General features: G+C 61.0%; 17 protein-coding genes. 10 read left to right on the forward strand and 7 right to left on the reverse strand.

Going from position 1 to position 14,785, the window contains the following annotated elements:
• Nucleotides 1-229 precede the first annotated feature (229 nt).
• Complete coding sequence (tyrS, locus tag DHB74_RS15500; RefSeq protein ID WP_074781254.1) at nt 230-1,429, reverse strand: tyrosine--tRNA ligase; 1,200 nt, start codon at nt 1,427-1,429, stop codon at nt 230-232.
• Nucleotides 1,430-1,669: 240 nt separating this feature from the next.
• Here tyrS and DHB74_RS15505 point away from each other — a divergent pair, with 240 nt between their 5' ends.
• Complete coding sequence (locus DHB74_RS15505) at nt 1,670-3,124, forward strand: peptidoglycan DD-metalloendopeptidase family protein (RefSeq protein ID WP_499161929.1); 1,455 nt, start codon at nt 1,670-1,672, stop codon at nt 3,122-3,124.
• Nucleotides 3,125-4,219 (forward strand): anhydro-N-acetylmuramic acid kinase, encoded by a 1,095-nt coding sequence (locus DHB74_RS15510; RefSeq protein WP_499161931.1) that lies wholly within the window; start codon nt 3,125-3,127, stop codon nt 4,217-4,219. It begins immediately after the preceding gene.
• Nucleotides 4,220-4,279: 60 nt separating this feature from the next.
• Here the strand turns inward: DHB74_RS15510 and erpA are convergent, their stop codons facing one another.
• From erpA to argC, 4 genes are all read right to left on the reverse strand, one after another.
• The gene (gene erpA, locus DHB74_RS15515; RefSeq protein ID WP_074781256.1) at nt 4,280-4,633 is read right to left on the reverse strand and encodes an iron-sulfur cluster insertion protein ErpA; all 354 of its coding nucleotides are present in this window, start codon (nt 4,631-4,633) and stop codon (nt 4,280-4,282) included.
• Nucleotides 4,634-4,699: 66 nt separating this feature from the next.
• The gene (locus tag DHB74_RS15520) at nt 4,700-5,122 is read right to left on the reverse strand and encodes a bactofilin family protein (protein WP_051611493.1); all 423 of its coding nucleotides are present in this window, start codon (nt 5,120-5,122) and stop codon (nt 4,700-4,702) included.
• On the reverse strand, nt 5,122-5,871 hold the full coding sequence (locus tag DHB74_RS15525; RefSeq protein WP_499161933.1) for a DUF6776 family protein: 750 nt from the start codon (nt 5,869-5,871) through the stop codon (nt 5,122-5,124). The genes DHB74_RS15520 and DHB74_RS15525 overlap by 1 nt, the downstream gene beginning before the upstream one ends.
• Nucleotides 5,871-6,905, reverse strand: a complete 1,035-nt coding sequence (argC, locus tag DHB74_RS15530) for an N-acetyl-gamma-glutamyl-phosphate reductase (RefSeq protein WP_036993605.1) — start codon at nt 6,903-6,905, stop codon at nt 5,871-5,873. Before argC ends, DHB74_RS15525 begins: the two co-directional genes overlap by 1 nt.
• Before the next feature lie 108 nt (nt 6,906-7,013).
• On the opposite strand from argC, the gene hemJ reads away from it, so the two are divergent.
• Nucleotides 7,014-7,436, forward strand: coding sequence for a protoporphyrinogen oxidase HemJ (gene hemJ, locus DHB74_RS15535; protein WP_074781259.1), 423 nt, complete (start codon nt 7,014-7,016; stop codon nt 7,434-7,436).
• Here hemJ and DHB74_RS15540 read toward each other — a convergent pair whose 3' ends face one another.
• Nucleotides 7,437-8,918, reverse strand: a complete 1,482-nt coding sequence (locus DHB74_RS15540; protein ID WP_036993607.1) for an AAA family ATPase — start codon at nt 8,916-8,918, stop codon at nt 7,437-7,439.
• 76 nt (nt 8,919-8,994) lie between these two features.
• On the opposite strand from DHB74_RS15540, the gene DHB74_RS15545 reads away from it, so the two are divergent.
• Nucleotides 8,995-9,333: a histidine triad nucleotide-binding protein gene (locus DHB74_RS15545; RefSeq protein ID WP_036993609.1), complete on the forward strand. Its 339-nt coding sequence runs from the start codon at nt 8,995-8,997 to the stop codon at nt 9,331-9,333.
• Between the two features lie 61 nt (nt 9,334-9,394).
• Nucleotides 9,395-10,039 carry a 2-polyprenyl-3-methyl-6-methoxy-1,4-benzoquinone monooxygenase gene (coq7, locus tag DHB74_RS15550; RefSeq protein ID WP_499161937.1) on the forward strand — a complete coding sequence of 215 codons (645 nt, stop codon included), beginning with the start codon at nt 9,395-9,397 and terminating at the stop codon, nt 10,037-10,039.
• Nucleotides 10,040-10,072: 33 nt separating this feature from the next.
• Here coq7 and DHB74_RS15555 read toward each other — a convergent pair whose 3' ends face one another.
• Nucleotides 10,073-10,495: an OsmC family protein gene (locus tag DHB74_RS15555; RefSeq protein ID WP_136869984.1), complete on the reverse strand. Its 423-nt coding sequence runs from the start codon at nt 10,493-10,495 to the stop codon at nt 10,073-10,075.
• 186 nt (nt 10,496-10,681) lie between these two features.
• On the opposite strand from DHB74_RS15555, the gene crp reads away from it, so the two are divergent.
• The 5 genes from crp (at nt 10,682) to DHB74_RS15580 (ending at nt 14,684) form a co-directional block, all read left to right on the forward strand.
• Complete coding sequence (crp, locus tag DHB74_RS15560) at nt 10,682-11,326, forward strand: cAMP-activated global transcriptional regulator CRP (RefSeq protein WP_036993611.1); 645 nt, start codon at nt 10,682-10,684, stop codon at nt 11,324-11,326.
• 67 nt (nt 11,327-11,393) lie between these two features.
• The gene (locus DHB74_RS15565; protein WP_280165098.1) at nt 11,394-12,746 is read left to right on the forward strand and encodes an adenosylmethionine--8-amino-7-oxononanoate transaminase; all 1,353 of its coding nucleotides are present in this window, start codon (nt 11,394-11,396) and stop codon (nt 12,744-12,746) included.
• A gap of 2 nt (nt 12,747-12,748) precedes the next feature.
• Complete coding sequence (locus tag DHB74_RS15570; RefSeq protein ID WP_499161940.1) at nt 12,749-13,471, forward strand: 16S rRNA (uracil(1498)-N(3))-methyltransferase; 723 nt, start codon at nt 12,749-12,751, stop codon at nt 13,469-13,471.
• A gap of 89 nt (nt 13,472-13,560) precedes the next feature.
• The gene (locus DHB74_RS15575) at nt 13,561-13,800 is read left to right on the forward strand and encodes an exodeoxyribonuclease VII small subunit (protein ID WP_036993613.1); all 240 of its coding nucleotides are present in this window, start codon (nt 13,561-13,563) and stop codon (nt 13,798-13,800) included.
• Complete coding sequence (locus DHB74_RS15580; protein WP_074781263.1) at nt 13,797-14,684, forward strand: polyprenyl synthetase family protein; 888 nt, start codon at nt 13,797-13,799, stop codon at nt 14,682-14,684. The genes DHB74_RS15575 and DHB74_RS15580 overlap by 4 nt, the downstream gene beginning before the upstream one ends.
• Nucleotides 14,685-14,785: the final 101 nt, after the last annotated feature.

Consider the following 14,785-nt stretch of genomic DNA (forward strand, 5'->3'; position numbering starts at 1 on the left):
GCCAGGGAGGCGCATTCTACAGGAGTCATACCCCGTGTCAACGCCTTCCTGAAAATCCTTTCTCACCCTGAAAAAGCGATGCTGCCGGCCTCTTCAGTGAGCGGCGCATTCTACGCCGTTTCGCTTGCCTGTCAACCCTAAAGTTATCGCTAACTTATTGATTGGCCTGGGCTTTTGGAAAAGCCCAGCGACTTGCGAGGGGCGCATTATAGGCCCCTCAGAAAAACCGTCAAGGGGTTTTTACGGTGATTCGGGCAAATTTCTTCTTGCCCGCCTGACACACATGCACCGACCCCACCTGGAACACGAAATCCCGGTCAACGACCTCACCATCCACCTTCACCGAGCCAGCCCCAAGAAGGTCCCGCGCAGCCGCCGCGTTCTTGGCCATACCGGCCCGGTTGAGTACTGCCGATATGGGCAAGCCCGCCTCCGCCTCTAGTATCACCTCAGGCAGATCTTCAGGCAGCTCACCCTCCTTCAGACGGTTTCCTGCAGAACGATGAGCACTGGCTGCTGCCTCTTCGCCATGGAAGCGCGCCACCAGCTCTTCTGCCAGCTTTATCTTGATGTCTCGCGGGTTGGCTCCAGCCTCGACATCGGCACGCAGGCCATCGATCTCTTGCATGCTGCGGAAGCTAAGCAACTCGAAGTAGCGCCACATGAGCGAATCCGGCATGGAGACGATTTTGTTGTACATGACGCCCGGCTGGTCATTGATACCCACATAGTTGCCGAGCGACTTGGACATCTTCATCTCGCCATCCAGCCCCACAAGCAGCGGCATGGTCAGCGTGATCTGCGGCTCCTGCCCATACTGGCGCTGCAATTCACGCCCCATCAGCAGGTTGAACTTCTGATCAGTGCCACCGAGCTCGATGTCGGCACGCATGGCGACGGAGTCGTAACCCTGGATCAACGGATAGAGGAACTCATGGACGGCGATCGACTGACCACCTTTATAACGCTTGTCAAAATCATCCCGCTCCAGCATCCGCGCCACGGTGTACTTGCCGGCCAGCTGAATCATTTCTGCGGCGGAGAACTTATCCATCCACTCGGAATTGAACACCACCTGGGTGAGCTGCGGATCAAGAATCTTGAAAACCTGCTCTTTATAGGTTTCGGCATTGGCCAGCACCTGCTCACGGGTCAACGGCGGGCGCGTGCTGTTCTTGCCACTGGGATCGCCAATCATGCCGGTGAAGTCGCCAATCAGGAACAGCACTTGGTGGCCCAGCTCCTGGAACTGGCGCAACTTGTTGATAAGCACGGTGTGACCGAGGTGCAGATCGGGTGCGGTCGGATCAAAACCGGCCTTGATGCGCAGCGGAATTCCGCGTTCCAGCTTGGCCCGCAGCTCGGCTTCTACCAATATTTCGTCCGCCCCGCGCTTGATCAGCGCCAACTGCTCGTCAACCGGTTTCATGCATGATTCCTGTTTGGTGAAGATTGATTAAGGTCAAAGGAGAAAGGGGGTCAACGATACAACATTGATGATCAAGATCAAACACGCCCGCGGCCTGCGAGCAGGGTCAGTACATAGCACAAGCAGAAAAGTGACGTCGAAAACCTGACGGGCGGGCACGCAAATACTTGCCTAAAGGCACTTTCGGTTATAATTTAGCAAGTTACTTCACATTTCACAGAATCAACCAGAAGAGCGCTTATGGGTCATCACAAGTCAAAGTCACCGCGCTACCCGAAAAGCCACTTGATGGCTGCCAGTGGTATCGCCGCCGCGCTGAGCATTTTCCTGCTCGTCATCCCCACAACCGAAGTCGAAGCCAAGAAAACCCTGGTCCAACTCGAGCTGCAGGACATGCAGCTGGACAACTCGAAACCCGCGCTCTCTGAAGAGTTGGATGCACTGATCAGCGAAACAGTCACAATCAGCTCGCCTCTGCAACTGACCAGCACCTCCGAGTCGCTGAACACTGCCGCTTCCCCTGAAATTGTACAAGCTGGCATCAGCCTGCAGCCTTTGACAGAGCAGGTTGACGAGCAACAGGCCGTCACGCCCGAGTGGACCAGCGTGACCGTTGCCTCCGGCGACACCCTGTCGACCCTGTTCCAGGGTGTCGGGTTGTCGGCCAATACGCTGCATGCGGTACTCAACAGCAGCAAGGACGCCAAGGCGTTCTCCCGCCTGCGCGCAGGACAGCAAGTGGAGTTCAAGCTGGGCGACAATGGCGAACTGCTCGGCATGCGCTCCCAGCTCAACAAACTCGAGACCATCCAGATTGACCGGGATGGCGATAGTTACGCGTTCACCAAGGACGTCCTCGAGCCCGAAATCAGCACCCGCTTCGCCAATGGCAGCATTGACAGCTCGCTGTTCGTTGCCGCCCAAAATGCCGGCCTGTCTCACAATCTGACCATGCAGATGGCGAACATCTTCGGCTATGACGTGGATTTCGCCCGCGAAATTCGTCAGGGTGATAATTTTGAAGTGCTGTTTGAAGAAAAGCACGTCGATGGTCAGCGCGTTGGCACCGGCAGCATCCTCGCAGCCCGCTTCACCAACCGCGGCCGCACCTTTACTGCCGTGCGCTATACCGACAGCGGCGGCAACAGCAGTTACTATCGCGCCGATGGCACCAGCATGCGCAAGGCCTTCATCCGTACGCCGGTTGAGTTCGCCCGCATCAGCTCGCGCTTCAATCCCGGCCGCCGACACCCGGTACTGAACAAGATTCGCGCCCACAAAGGCGTGGATTATGCTGCAGCCACCGGCACTCCGATCAAGGCAACCGGCGATGGCCGCGTAGTACACGTCGGGCGCAAGGGCGGCTATGGCAACACAGTGGTTATCAAGCACGGCCAGACCTATCAGACTCTTTATGCACACATGAGCCGATACGCCAACGGCATTCGCACAGGCAGCAACGTCGCCCAAGGCCAGGTTATCGGTTATGTCGGCGCGACCGGACTGGCCACCGGCCCGCACCTGCATTATGAGTTCCAGGTCAACGGTCGCCATGTGGATCCGCTCAGCGTCAAGCTGCCAGCTTCGGACCCCATTGCCAAGAGCGAGCGCACCAAGTTCATGGCGCTGAGCGAGCAGATGATGGGCAGCCTGGATCAGCAGGGCGCCACGCAGCTGGCCCAGCTGGACGACTGAGTGAAGCATTTGTATGTCGGTATCATGTCAGGCACCAGCCTGGATGGTATCGACATCGCCCTGACCTCATTCTCCCCTTCCGCACCGCGCGCCACACTGCTTGGCGCTACGTGCGTGCCCTTCCCCCCCGCATTACGTCACGATCTGCTCGCACTCTGCCAACCCGGAGCGGATGAAATTCACCGTGCCGGCGTTGCCGGTCAGCAGTGGGCTCGATTGGCAGCTCAGGGCGTCGATGAGCTACTGCAGCAGCAGAGTGTCCATCCGGATCAGGTATCGGCCATTGGCAGCCACGGCCAGACCATTCGCCACCATCCCGAATCCGGTTTCAGCGTGCAGATCGGCGCACCCGCGTTGCTGGCAGAGTTCAGCGGGATCGACGTAATCTGTGATTTTCGCAACCGCGACCTGGCAGCCGGCGGCGAAGGCGCCCCACTGGTACCAGCTTTCCATGCCTGGCTGCTGGCAGCTCCGCAGACCCGGGCGGTAGTGAATATCGGCGGTTTTGCCAACGTGACCCTGCTGGATGGCGCATGCGTCAGCGGCTTCGATAGTGGTCCCGGCAACGTACTACTGGATCACTGGATCCATCAGCACACCGGCAAATTCTTCGACGCCGACGGTGCCTGGGCGCGCGGTGGCCAAGTGATCCCCGAATTGCTGGCAGCCATGCTGGCAGACCCGTATTTCGCGCGCAGCGCACCGAAGAGCACCGGTCGGGAATACTTTCACCCGGCGTGGCTGGCGCACCAGCTGCATAGTCGCCAGGACAATCCCGCTGACGTACAGGCTACCTTGCTTGAATTGACAGCCCGAACCATTGTCGACGCCCTCGACAGTTGCCAGCCGCAGGCCCGAGAGATCTATATCTGCGGTGGCGGCGTGCGCAACGGCGCATTGATGGAGCGCCTGCAGCAGTTGCTCGCGCCCAGGCCGGTGCACAGCACAGCGTCTCTGGGAGTAGATCCGGACTGGATGGAAGCGATCGCTTTCGCCTGGCTGGCCTGGCGCTGCCAGACCCGCCAGAGCGGCAACCTGCCGGCAGTCACCGGCGCCCGCGGCGAACGTATTCTGGGGGCGATTTATCCGGCCTGAGTCGGCAGCGCCGACTCAATCACCTGGGCGGTCTGACGCAGCAGCAGGACCGCAGGCCGATCAGATGGAAAAGGACGAACCGCAACCACAGGTGGTGGCTGCGTTAGGGTTGTTGATGACGAAACGGGAACCTTCCAGCCCTTCCTGATAGTCCACTTCCGAGCCCGCCAGATACTGGAAACTCATAGGGTCGACCACCAGCCGGACACCACCACGCTCGATCACGGTGTCGTCTTCAGCTAATTCATCATCGAAGGTGAAGCCGTATTGGAAACCGGAGCAGCCTCCGCCAGTCACGAATACGCGCAGGCTCAGGCTTTCATTGCCTTCTTCATCGATCAGCGCGCGTACCTTCGCTACAGCGCTATCGGAAAACTGCATCGCGGCAGGGGTGAACACTTCAGCACTAGACATACAACCTCCGGCGGCGGTGCCGCAGCACAACAAGCCGGCTATTATCCGTTTATCCGACTCTTTTGGTCAACTACTCTTGAATTCGCGCGACGGCAACCCGCTATCGGCCCCGGCGCCATGCCCTTCGCCAAGGTAATGCAACTGGCCGTTGATCTGCGCACCGGACACCATTTCCATGAACCGGTAATAAAGATCACCATCGATCCGCGCCTCGGTATCCAGCTGCAGGTGCTCGAAAGCATGCACATCACCAACCACCACCCCGTTGATCAGCACACTCGGCGCCTTGATGATGCCCTCGACATAGCCTTCCTTGCCGACGTTGACGACACCGTCATCCGCGTCGATGTTGCCAATGACCCGCCCCTCGATCTTTACCGCCCCACTAAACCGCAGATTGCCACGTAACTCCGTGTCACCCGCGACAAAGGTGGTCTTGCCCGCGGGCTGATTGATGCTCGCTTTCTTGCGCTTATCGAATTTCAACATCAGGATCCCACTCCCGTTTCTGTCCATTCCATTGTCTGTTCAAGCAATAGCTTGCCATCCTGCTCGGCCCGCAGATGCACGGTTTGCGGCACAAAGCCCACCGGCAACATCAATTCGGCCTCGTTGCCGTTTTCCGGCACTACCTGAAAATAACGAAAGTTCAACGTCAAGCTGCTGGTCTTGCCACCGGTCAGCTCGGTGAGTGATACCCGGGTCTGTTTGTCATTCAGCAAACCGTCGATCGCAATACTCAGCTCCGCCTGCACAGTATCGCTCTCGTTGCCGACGCGACTGACCATGATCTTGTAGCGGAACACCCCCGGCACCTCGGTGCGCTGCACCTCGAATGCCTGAAACCGAACGCCAGGTGTGGTGGCGTTCGGGACCAGGGCACCCTGATATTGCACCAGGTCCTGTTGCAGCTTGAACAACTGCTGCTCCAGGTCTGCGATGGTTTCCTGGCCATCCTCGGCCGATTGGCGTGCCACCAGCAGATCTACCTCAAGCTGCTGATGACGGTGGCGTGTTTCTTCAAGTTCGGCCTGTATGCCACTGCGCTCATCGCGCAAGCGCTGGTAATCCTGCATCCCCGCAGAATGCATTGCTGCGGTCCAGCCCAGCCAGCCGCACAACGGCAAGCCGGCCAGCAGGCCCCAGATCAGCCAGCGGCGCGGGCCCGATGCCGGAGCGGCGGGGAGCAGACTGAGACTGGGCTCGTCCGCGGGTCGGTTTGTCTGGTCACTATCCATCAGGGCATGAGCGCCGGATGCGCCAGCCCCATGCGTTCATCCAGCCCCAGGGCGATATTCATGTTCTGGATGGCCTGACCGGAAGCTCCCTTGACCAGGTTATCGATCACCGACAGCACCACCACCAAGTCACCGCCCTGGGGCCGATGCACAGCCAGGCGACAGACATTGGCGCCACGGACGCTGCGGGTTTCCGGATGGCTGCCGGCGGGCATCACATCAACGAAGGGCTCGTTGGCGTAGCGCTCGGCGAACAGTTTTTGCAGGTCGACACTGTGATCCGGCACCTGGGCATACAGCGTGGAGTGAATGCCGCGGATCATCGGTGTCAGGTGCGGCACGAAGGTCAGACCAACCTCTGCGCCAGCCGCGCGCTGCAACCCCTGACTGATTTCCGGCAGATGACGATGGCCCGCGACGCCGTAGGCCTTCATGCTTTCGGTCGTTTCACCGAACAGGGAGGACACCTTGGCACCCCGGCCCGCGCCGCTGACGCCGGATTTGCAGTCGGCAATCAGGTTGTCGGTACGCGCCAGCCCTGCTTCGAGCAGCGGGATAAGCCCCAGCTGCACCGAGGTCGGATAACAACCGGGCACCGCGATCAGCCGGGCACCGCGGATGGCCTCGCGATTGACTTCCGGCAGCCCGTACACCGCCTCGCCGAGCAGTTCCGGCGCGCCATGGGGCTGGCCATACCACTTGGCCCAGACATCGGCATCACGCAGCCGGAAGTCCGCGGACAGGTCGATGATGCGGGTGCCGGTGGCCAGCAGCTCGGCAGCGAGCGCATGAGCGACGCCGTGCGGTGTTGCGAAGAACACCACGTCGCAGCGGCCGAGGGCAGCGGTATCCGGGACACTGAAAGCCAGATCATCATAGTGGCCACGCAGGTTGGGATACATATCCGCTACCCGCACGCCTTCTTCTGATCGGGACGTGATGATTTCGACATGCGCCTCCGGGTGCGTTGCCAGCAACCGCAGCAATTCGACACCGGTATACCCGGTCCCTCCCACAATGCCTATCTTGATCATCTTACGCCTCGAATCGATTAACATGGCCACAAGCCCCCTATGATAAAAGCGCTGAGGGAAATTACCAGCACAACCCCGCCTCGCTATTGCCGATTTGAGGAGTCACCCGTGTATCTGTGGATCAAAGCCTTTCATATCATGGCCGTTGTCACCTGGTTCGCCGGCCTGTTCTACCTGCCGCGCCTGTTCGTCTACCACGCCATGAGCGAAGATCAGACCAGCCGTGATCGCTTCAAGATCATGGAGCGCAAGCTGTACCGCGGCATCATGACACCCTCGATGGTGATCGCTGTCGGGCTCGGTGTCTGGATGCTGGTCCTCGCGCCGCAGTGGCTGCAACAGGGCTGGCTGCATGCCAAGCTGACGCTGGTAGCCTTGCTGATCATCTACCATTTCATCTGCGGCGCGCAGCTCAAGCGCTTCGCCAGCGACAATAACAGCCGCTCCCATGTGTTCTACCGCTGGTTCAACGAGGCACCGGTACTGGTGTTGGTCGGCGCCGTATTGCTGGTGGTGCTCAAGCCGTTCTGATCAGTCGGCCATCACCGCCCGGTCCCGGGCCCAGTCGCGCAGCGCCTGGATGCGTTCGGCCATGACCACCGACAGCGGCGAGGTTTCGTTCAGCGCATCGAGCAGGTGTGCATTCTCGACTTCCTCCTGACGGGCCGCGGCGCAATAGACTGCGGAAACCACCGCTTGTTCGATCTCCGCGCCGGCAAAACCGGCGCTGGCCTCGGCCAACAGCGGCAGATCGAACCGCTCGACGACCAATTCGCGGCTCCCCAGGTGGATCCGGAAGATATCCTCGCGCACCCGGGCGTCGGGCAGATCGACAAAGAACAATTCATCCAGCCTGCCCTTGCGGATCAGTTCCGGCGGCAACTGCATGACGTTATTGGCGGTGGCCACCAGAAATACCCGGCTCCGGCGCTCGGCCATCCAGGTCAGCAGAGTGCCGAGGATTCGCCGCGAGACGCCCTGATCAGCGCTGTCTTCACCCAGCCCCTTTTCGATCTCATCGATCCAGAGCACGCACGGCTCCATGGCATCGGCCATCGCCAGCGCATCCCGCAGGTTCTTCTCGGTTTCGCCGATGTACTTGTTGTACAGCGCGCCGAAGTCCAGCCGCAGCAGCGGCAACCCCCACAGCCCGGCTACCGCTCGCGCAGCCAGGCTCTTGCCCGAGCCCTGCACCCCAGCCAGCAAAACACCCTTGGGGCTATCGCCATTGGCTTGCGGCTGCTGGAAGGCCGCTTGCCGGTCGCCCAGCCAGCGTTTGAACTGGGCCAGACCGCCGACGTCGGCAAACCGGGCGGTGTCCTGCTCGAAGCTCAGCACCCCCTGCATGTCCAGCAGGCTGAACTTGGCGCGATTAAGAACCGGCAGATCCTCCTGGGTAATGGCACCGTCGTCCACGATCAGTTTGCGCGCCAGCAACCTGGCCTCGCCAAGAGTCACCCCACGGAGATTGCGTACCACCTGCTGCAATGTGCGGTTGTCGGTGCGCACCCGGCGGCCCTGGTTGCGCTCGGTCCAGCGCGCGGCCTCGTCGCGGATGATGGCCGCCAGCTGCTCATCCGAGGGCATGCTCAGGCTGATGTGCGCCGCCAATCGCCGCAGCTCCGGTGCCAGGGTCAACTCGTGGCTGACCAGCAGTAGCGTCGGCGCGGCATCCGCCGGATCCATGGCGATCATCTTGAGCAGGCGGATCAGCCGGGATGACTGCAGAAAAGGATGCAGGTCGCAGAACACATACAACGCCGGCTCGCGCTGCTGGCGGATGTGCTCCAGGGCCACCTCCGGATCGGTCAGATCATCGGCCTCCTCCAACGCACTACCGAACCCCAGCCGCCGCAGTCCTTCGACCTGATTCCAGGTATACCAGGTCAGCCCCCGTTTCACCGCCAGCGTGCCGATGGCTTCGAGCACACGCAGCTCTTCCCAGGATTGGATGACCACCAGCCGCACCCGGGAGTCCAGTACCAGTCCCAGATCATGGATATCATTCTTCATTGCGCATCCCTCGCTGTTACATTCTGCCGGCGGTTGGTTACACTGGCGGTATTTCCAGTCCAACCAGGAGCATGCCGTGGATTGTTTGTTCTGCAAAATTGCCGAAGGCAAGATCCCGTCAAAGAAAATCTTCGAGGATGACCGCGTACTGGCCTTCCATGACATCAACCCCCAGGCGCCGGTGCATTTTCTGGTGATCCCGAAAAAGCATATCGCTACTCTCAATGACATGACAGAGGATGATTGCGAACTGGTTGGCCACATGACCTATGTCGCTCAGCGGCTGGCCCTGGAGCTGGGCTGCGAGGGAGGCTTCCGCACCGTGTTCAATTGCAAGGAAATGGGCAGCCAGACGGTCTACCACATTCACCTGCATGTGCTGGGGCAGCGGCAGATGGGTTGGCCTCCGGGTTGATCTGCAACAACGTCAGCGGCGGCCTCAGCCGCTATACTGCGGGTTGTTCAGGAGACAAATCATGAGTACACGTCAATACAGCCTGCTTGATCGCCTGTTGAACCAGTCCGATCAGGCCATGCGCACCCTGGTGCCCGGCGCCGCCCTGGCTGCCCGCCCTTCGCCTGCGCAACACCTGCGCACCGATGCGGTGACCGAGCAGCAGCGGCGGCATATCGCCGGACTGATGCGCATCAACCATACCGGCGAAGTCTGCGCCCAGGCGCTGTACCAAGGCCAGGCATTGACCGCCAAGCTGCCCGAAGTGCGCGGCAAGATGGAGCATGCCGCTGCCGAGGAAGTGGATCATCTGGCCTGGTGCGAGCAGCGCCTGCGTGAACTGGACAGCCGCACCAGCCTGCTCAATCCGCTGTTCTATGGTCTGTCCTTCGGGATTGGCGCGGCCGCTGGCAAGATCAGTGACCGCATCAGCCTGGGCTTCGTTGCCGCCACCGAGCAGTTGGTGGAGCGGCATCTGGATGACCATCTGCGCCAGCTGCCAGAGGATGACCTCAAGTCACGGGCGATTCTCGAACAGATGCGCGAGGATGAGATAGAACATGGCAGCCAGGCCCTGCAGGCCGGCGGCGTGGTGTTCCCGCGGCCGGTCAAGGGCGTCATGAAGCTGATGTCCAAGGTGATGACTGCTGCCACCTATCGAGTCTGAACCAGGGGCGGTCCGACCCGATGGGCCGCCACCTCACTCTACTTCGATAATCTCGTAATCGTGGGTGATCTCCACACCGGCACGGCCGAGCATGATCGAGGCCGAGCAGTACTTCTCTGCCGACAGTTCAACGGCCCGCTTGACCTGCGCTTCCTTCAACTGCTTGCCGGTCACTACAAAATGCACATGGATGCGGGTGAAGACCTTGGGCTCGCTGTCGGCACGCTCCGCTTCCAACAAGGTATGAACATCGCGAATATCCTGGCGGCCTTTCTTCAGAATGCTCACCACGTCGTAACTGGCACAGCCACCCAGACCGATCAACAGCGTTTCCATGGGCCGCACCCCCATGTTGCGCCCACCCGATTCCGCCGGCCCGTCCATGACAACCGTGTGACCGCTGCCTGACTCACCGAGAAACATGGCACCGTCGACCCACTTGATATGTGCTTTCATCTGGCTCTCCCGCCGCAATGGTTTTGATCTGCTGGCGGCGGAGAATAGCACAGCACCTAAAAGCTGACGCTACGGCTGGCCATTGCAATCAAAACTGGACATAATCCGATTTGGTCTCGACTCGAGGCTGCAAGGACGCCCATGTTCGCCATGGTCTGCTCGATCATATCTGACAGGATGACAACAATGGATGCTCGATCGCTGATAGCCAAAACAAAAAACTTCGATGCGTTTCTCGAACATTGTACCCGTCGCCATTTCGCCCCGCGCAGCACCATCATTCACGCCGGCGACGTGTCCGACAGCCTCTTTTATATCGTCAAGGGCTCGGTCACCATCCTGCTGCAGGACGCCCCGGGGCGCGACATGATCCTCGCCTATCTCAACCAGGGCGACTTCTTTGGCGAGATGGGATTGTTCGATGAAGAGCGTGCTGAACAGGATCGCAGCGCCTGGGTCAAGGCCCGAACCGAATGCGAAGTCGCTGAGCTGCCCTATGCCGAATTCCGCGCCATTTCCGCCCAAGACCCGGAACTGCTCTATGCGGTTGGGCGGCAGATGGCTGATCGCCTACGGCGGACCACCGCCAAGGTAGGCAATCTGGCTTTTCTCGACGTGACTGGCCGCGTGGCCGCTACCCTGCTGGACCTGTGCAAGCAACCCGATGCCATGACCCACCCCGACGGCATGCAGATCAGAATTACCCGCCAGGAGATCGGCCGCATTGTCGGTTGTTCGCGGGAAATGGTCGGGCGCGTGCTGAAGATCCTCGAAGAGCAGGGGCTGATCAGCGTCAAGGGCAAGACCATGGTGGTGTACGGTACCCGCTAGCAGCGCCTGCAGAAGAGCCAGTGCCTGAGGTACAATCGCCGGATATTTCCCATCCGGCGAGGCCATCATGAGCTTGAACAACGAATGGATGCAGCGGGACATTTCAGTACTCTGGCATCCCTGCACCCAGATGAAAGACCACGAGCACATGCCCATCATCCCGGTTCAGCGGGGCGAAGGCGTGTGGTTGTACGATTTCGACGGCAACCGCTATCTGGATGCCGTGAGCTCCTGGTGGGTCAATGCCTTCGGCCACGCCAATCCCTACATCAATCAGCGCATCAAGCAGCAGCTCGATACCCTGGAGCACGTCATCCTGGCCGGCTTCTCCCATCCCCCGGTCATCGAGTTGTCCGAGCGCCTGGTGGCCATCACCCCGGCGCCGCTGACCCGTTGCTTCTATGCCGACAACGGTTCGTCGTGCATCGAGGTGGCGTTGAAGATGAGCTTCCACTACTGGCTCAACACCGGCAAGCCGGAGAAGAAGCGCTTCATCACCCTGTCCAACAGTTACCACGGCGAAACCCTCGCGGCGCTGGCGGTGGGCGATGTAGCGCTGTACAAGGAAACCTATGAACCGTTGCTGATGGACGTCATCACCGTGCCCTCACCGGACTGCTACGACCGCGAGCCGGGCAGCACCTGGGAAGAGCACAGCCGGCTCATGTTCGAGCACATGGAACGCACCCTGGCAGATAACCATGAGCAGGTTGCTGCGGTCATCATCGAACCGCTGATCCAGTGCGCCGGCGGCATGCGCATGTATCACCCGGTCTACCTCAAGCTATTGCGCGAAGCCTGCGATCGCTATGGCGTGCACCTGATCCATGACGAGATCGCCGTGGGCTTCGGCCGCACCGGCAGCATGTTCGCCTGTGAACAGGCCGATATCAGCCCGGATTTTCTGTGTCTGTCCAAGGCACTGACTGGCGGCTACCTGCCCATGTCGGTCTGCCTGACCACCGACAAGATCTACGAAGCGTTCTACGACGACTACGAAACCATGCGCGCCTTCCTGCACTCGCACAGCTATACCGGCAATCCGCTGGCCTGCGCCGCGGCACTGGCTACCCTCGACCTGTTCGAGCGGGACAACGTGATCGAAAACAACAAGATCCTGGCCGCCCATATGGCCAAGGCTACCGCGCATTTCGCCGATCACCCCCATGTGGCCGAGGTGCGCCAGACCGGCATGGTGCTGGCCATCGAGATGGTGCAGGACAAGGCCAATCGCACGCCCTACCCCTGGCAGGAACGCCGCGGCATCCGCGTCTACGAGCATGGGCTCAAGCACGAATCCCTGCTGCGCCCACTGGGCAGCGTGGTGTATTTCATGCCGCCCTATGTCATCACTCCCGACCAGATCGACCACCTGGCCAGCGTCGCCTGGGAAGGTATCGAACTGGCCACCAGGAACTGACCGTGCGCGTTTCCCGCTTCTATCTGGACGCACCGCTGAGCCAGGGCGAACAATTGCTGGAGGGCGACCTGGCTCACTACATCAGCCGGGTTCTGCGCCTCGGCCCCGGTGCGCCGGTGCAGATCTTCAACGGCAGTGGCCAGGAATGGCCCGGCACAGTGCTGGAAGCCGGCAAACGCCAGGTGCGCATCAGCCTGGCTGCACCACTGGACGGCCTGCCCGAATCGCCGCTGCAGGTGCATCTGGGCCAGGCCATGTCCCGTGGCGAGCGCATGGACTGGGCAATTCAGAAAGCCGTCGAGCTGGGCGTCGCGCAGATCACCCCGCTGTTCACCGAACGCTGCGAGGTGCGGCTGCAAGGCGAGCGGGCGGACAAGCGCCAGCAGCACTGGCAGCAGGTCGCGATCAGCGCCTGCGAGCAGTGCGGGCGCAGCGTGGTGCCCACCGTCAATCCACCCATGGCGCTAGCAGACTGGCTCGCAACATTGGATACCGAGCTGAAACTGGTACTGCATCACCGCACCAGCCAGAGCCTGACCAGCCTGACGCCACCCCGGACCCTGGGCTTGCTCATCGGCCCGGAAGGCGGGCTCAGCGCCACGGAAATCAGCCAGGCCGAAACCACCGGCTTCCACGCCACGCGCTTCGGTCCGCGGGTACTGCGTACCGAAACCGCTCCCGTGGTAGCGCTGAGCATCGTCCAGCAACTGTGGGGCGATCTCTGAGCCACTGCCGAGCTGCAATTGACCGCACCCGCCGGCTTGGGTAATGTTCAGCGGTTTTCCCATCACCATCGCAACCGAGGTAGCTGCCCATGGCCCGAAAAAAAACTGCTGTCGATTTCGAGCAATCGCTGGGCGCCTTGCAAACCCTGGTTGAACGGCTGGAGAGCGGCGACCTCAGCCTGGAAGAATCGCTCAGCGCCTTCGAACAGGGCGTAGCCCTGACCCGCGAATGCCAGCAGGCCCTGACCCAGGCCGAGCAGAAGGTTTCCCAACTGCTGGAACAGGACGGTCAACTGACCACCGCGCCCTTTGCCGAGGATGCGCAATGACGCGTTTTGAAGACTATCTCAAGACCTGTCAGCAGCGCATCGACGGCTATCTCGAACAACAGTTCGACAATAACCATCCGGGTCTCGACCGGCTCTACGCCGCCATGCGCTACAGCGTCACCGGTGGCGGCAAGCGCGTGCGGCCAATTCTGACCTACGCCAGTTGCGAAGCCTTCGGAACCACCGCAGTGGCGGTGGATGTGGTTGCCGGCGCGGTAGAGCTGATCCACGCCTATTCGCTGATCCATGACGATCTGCCGGCAATGGACGACGACGACCTGCGCCGCGGCCGGCCGACCTGTCACCGCGCCTTCGATGAAGCCACTGCGATTCTCGCCGGCGACGCGCTGCAGGCCCTGGCTTTCGAATGGATCAGCCGTGAGGGCAGCTGGCAGGCCGACACCCGGCTGCGTATGACCAGCCTGCTGGCCCGCGCAGCCGGCCCCCAGGGCATGGTCGGCGGCCAGGCCATCGACCTGGCCGCCGTAGGCACGCAACTGGATCAGAATGCGCTGGAAGACATGCATCAGCACAAGACCGGCGCGCTGATCCGCGCCAGCGTCCAGCTCGGCGCACTGGCGTCCGAGCGCGCCGATGAAGCCCAGCTGGCGACCCTTGACCAGTATGCCCGTTGCATCGGTCTGGCCTTCCAGGTGCAGGACGACATCATCGATGTCGAGATCGACACCAGCATCTCGGGCAAGCAACAGGGCGCAGACAGCGCCCGGGACAAACCGACCTACCCGGCCATGCTCGGGCTCGACGGCGCCCATGCCCTGGCCCGCTCCCTGTGTGACCAGGCGATCAGCACGCTGGAGCCCTTCGGCAGCAATGCCGAGCGCCTGCGCCAGGTCGCCCGTTACATTGTGGAACGCCAGTTCTGAGCACCCGTTCCCATCGCTCAGTGCCGCCGGAGTTGGGCTATCGACCCTCATCGGTTAAACTGCGCGCTTGTTTCCTGCTGCACCTCTGCGGCAATCAGAGC

This window comes from Pseudomonas sp. G11-1 (genome assembly GCF_024031555.1).
Taxonomy (GTDB): Bacteria; Pseudomonadota; Gammaproteobacteria; order Pseudomonadales; family Pseudomonadaceae; genus Halopseudomonas; species Halopseudomonas bauzanensis.

Excerpts from the sequence above, each read along its gene's own strand:
- tyrS (WP_074781254.1), bottom strand. The coding sequence starts at position 1,429 with ATGAAACCGGTTGACGAGCAGTTGGCGCTGATCAAGCGCGGGGCGGAC.
- DHB74_RS15505 (WP_499161929.1), top strand. The coding sequence starts at position 1,670 with ATGGGTCATCACAAGTCAAAGTCACCGCGCTACCCGAAAAGCCACTTG.
- erpA (WP_074781256.1), bottom strand. The coding sequence starts at position 4,633 with ATGTCTAGTGCTGAAGTGTTCACCCCTGCCGCGATGCAGTTTTCCGAT.
- DHB74_RS15520 (WP_051611493.1), bottom strand. The coding sequence starts at position 5,122 with ATGTTGAAATTCGATAAGCGCAAGAAAGCGAGCATCAATCAGCCCGCG.
- DHB74_RS15525 (WP_499161933.1), bottom strand. The coding sequence starts at position 5,871 with ATGGATAGTGACCAGACAAACCGACCCGCGGACGAGCCCAGTCTCAGT.
- argC (WP_036993605.1), bottom strand. The coding sequence starts at position 6,905 with ATGATCAAGATAGGCATTGTGGGAGGGACCGGGTATACCGGTGTCGAA.
- DHB74_RS15540 (WP_036993607.1), bottom strand. The coding sequence starts at position 8,918 with ATGAAGAATGATATCCATGATCTGGGACTGGTACTGGACTCCCGGGTG.
- coq7 (WP_499161937.1), top strand. The coding sequence starts at position 9,395 with ATGAGTACACGTCAATACAGCCTGCTTGATCGCCTGTTGAACCAGTCC.
- DHB74_RS15555 (WP_136869984.1), bottom strand. The coding sequence starts at position 10,495 with ATGAAAGCACATATCAAGTGGGTCGACGGTGCCATGTTTCTCGGTGAG.
- crp (WP_036993611.1), top strand. The coding sequence starts at position 10,682 with ATGGATGCTCGATCGCTGATAGCCAAAACAAAAAACTTCGATGCGTTT.
- DHB74_RS15565 (WP_280165098.1), top strand. The coding sequence starts at position 11,394 with ATGAGCTTGAACAACGAATGGATGCAGCGGGACATTTCAGTACTCTGG.
- DHB74_RS15575 (WP_036993613.1), top strand. The coding sequence starts at position 13,561 with ATGGCCCGAAAAAAAACTGCTGTCGATTTCGAGCAATCGCTGGGCGCC.
- DHB74_RS15580 (WP_074781263.1), top strand. The coding sequence starts at position 13,797 with ATGACGCGTTTTGAAGACTATCTCAAGACCTGTCAGCAGCGCATCGAC.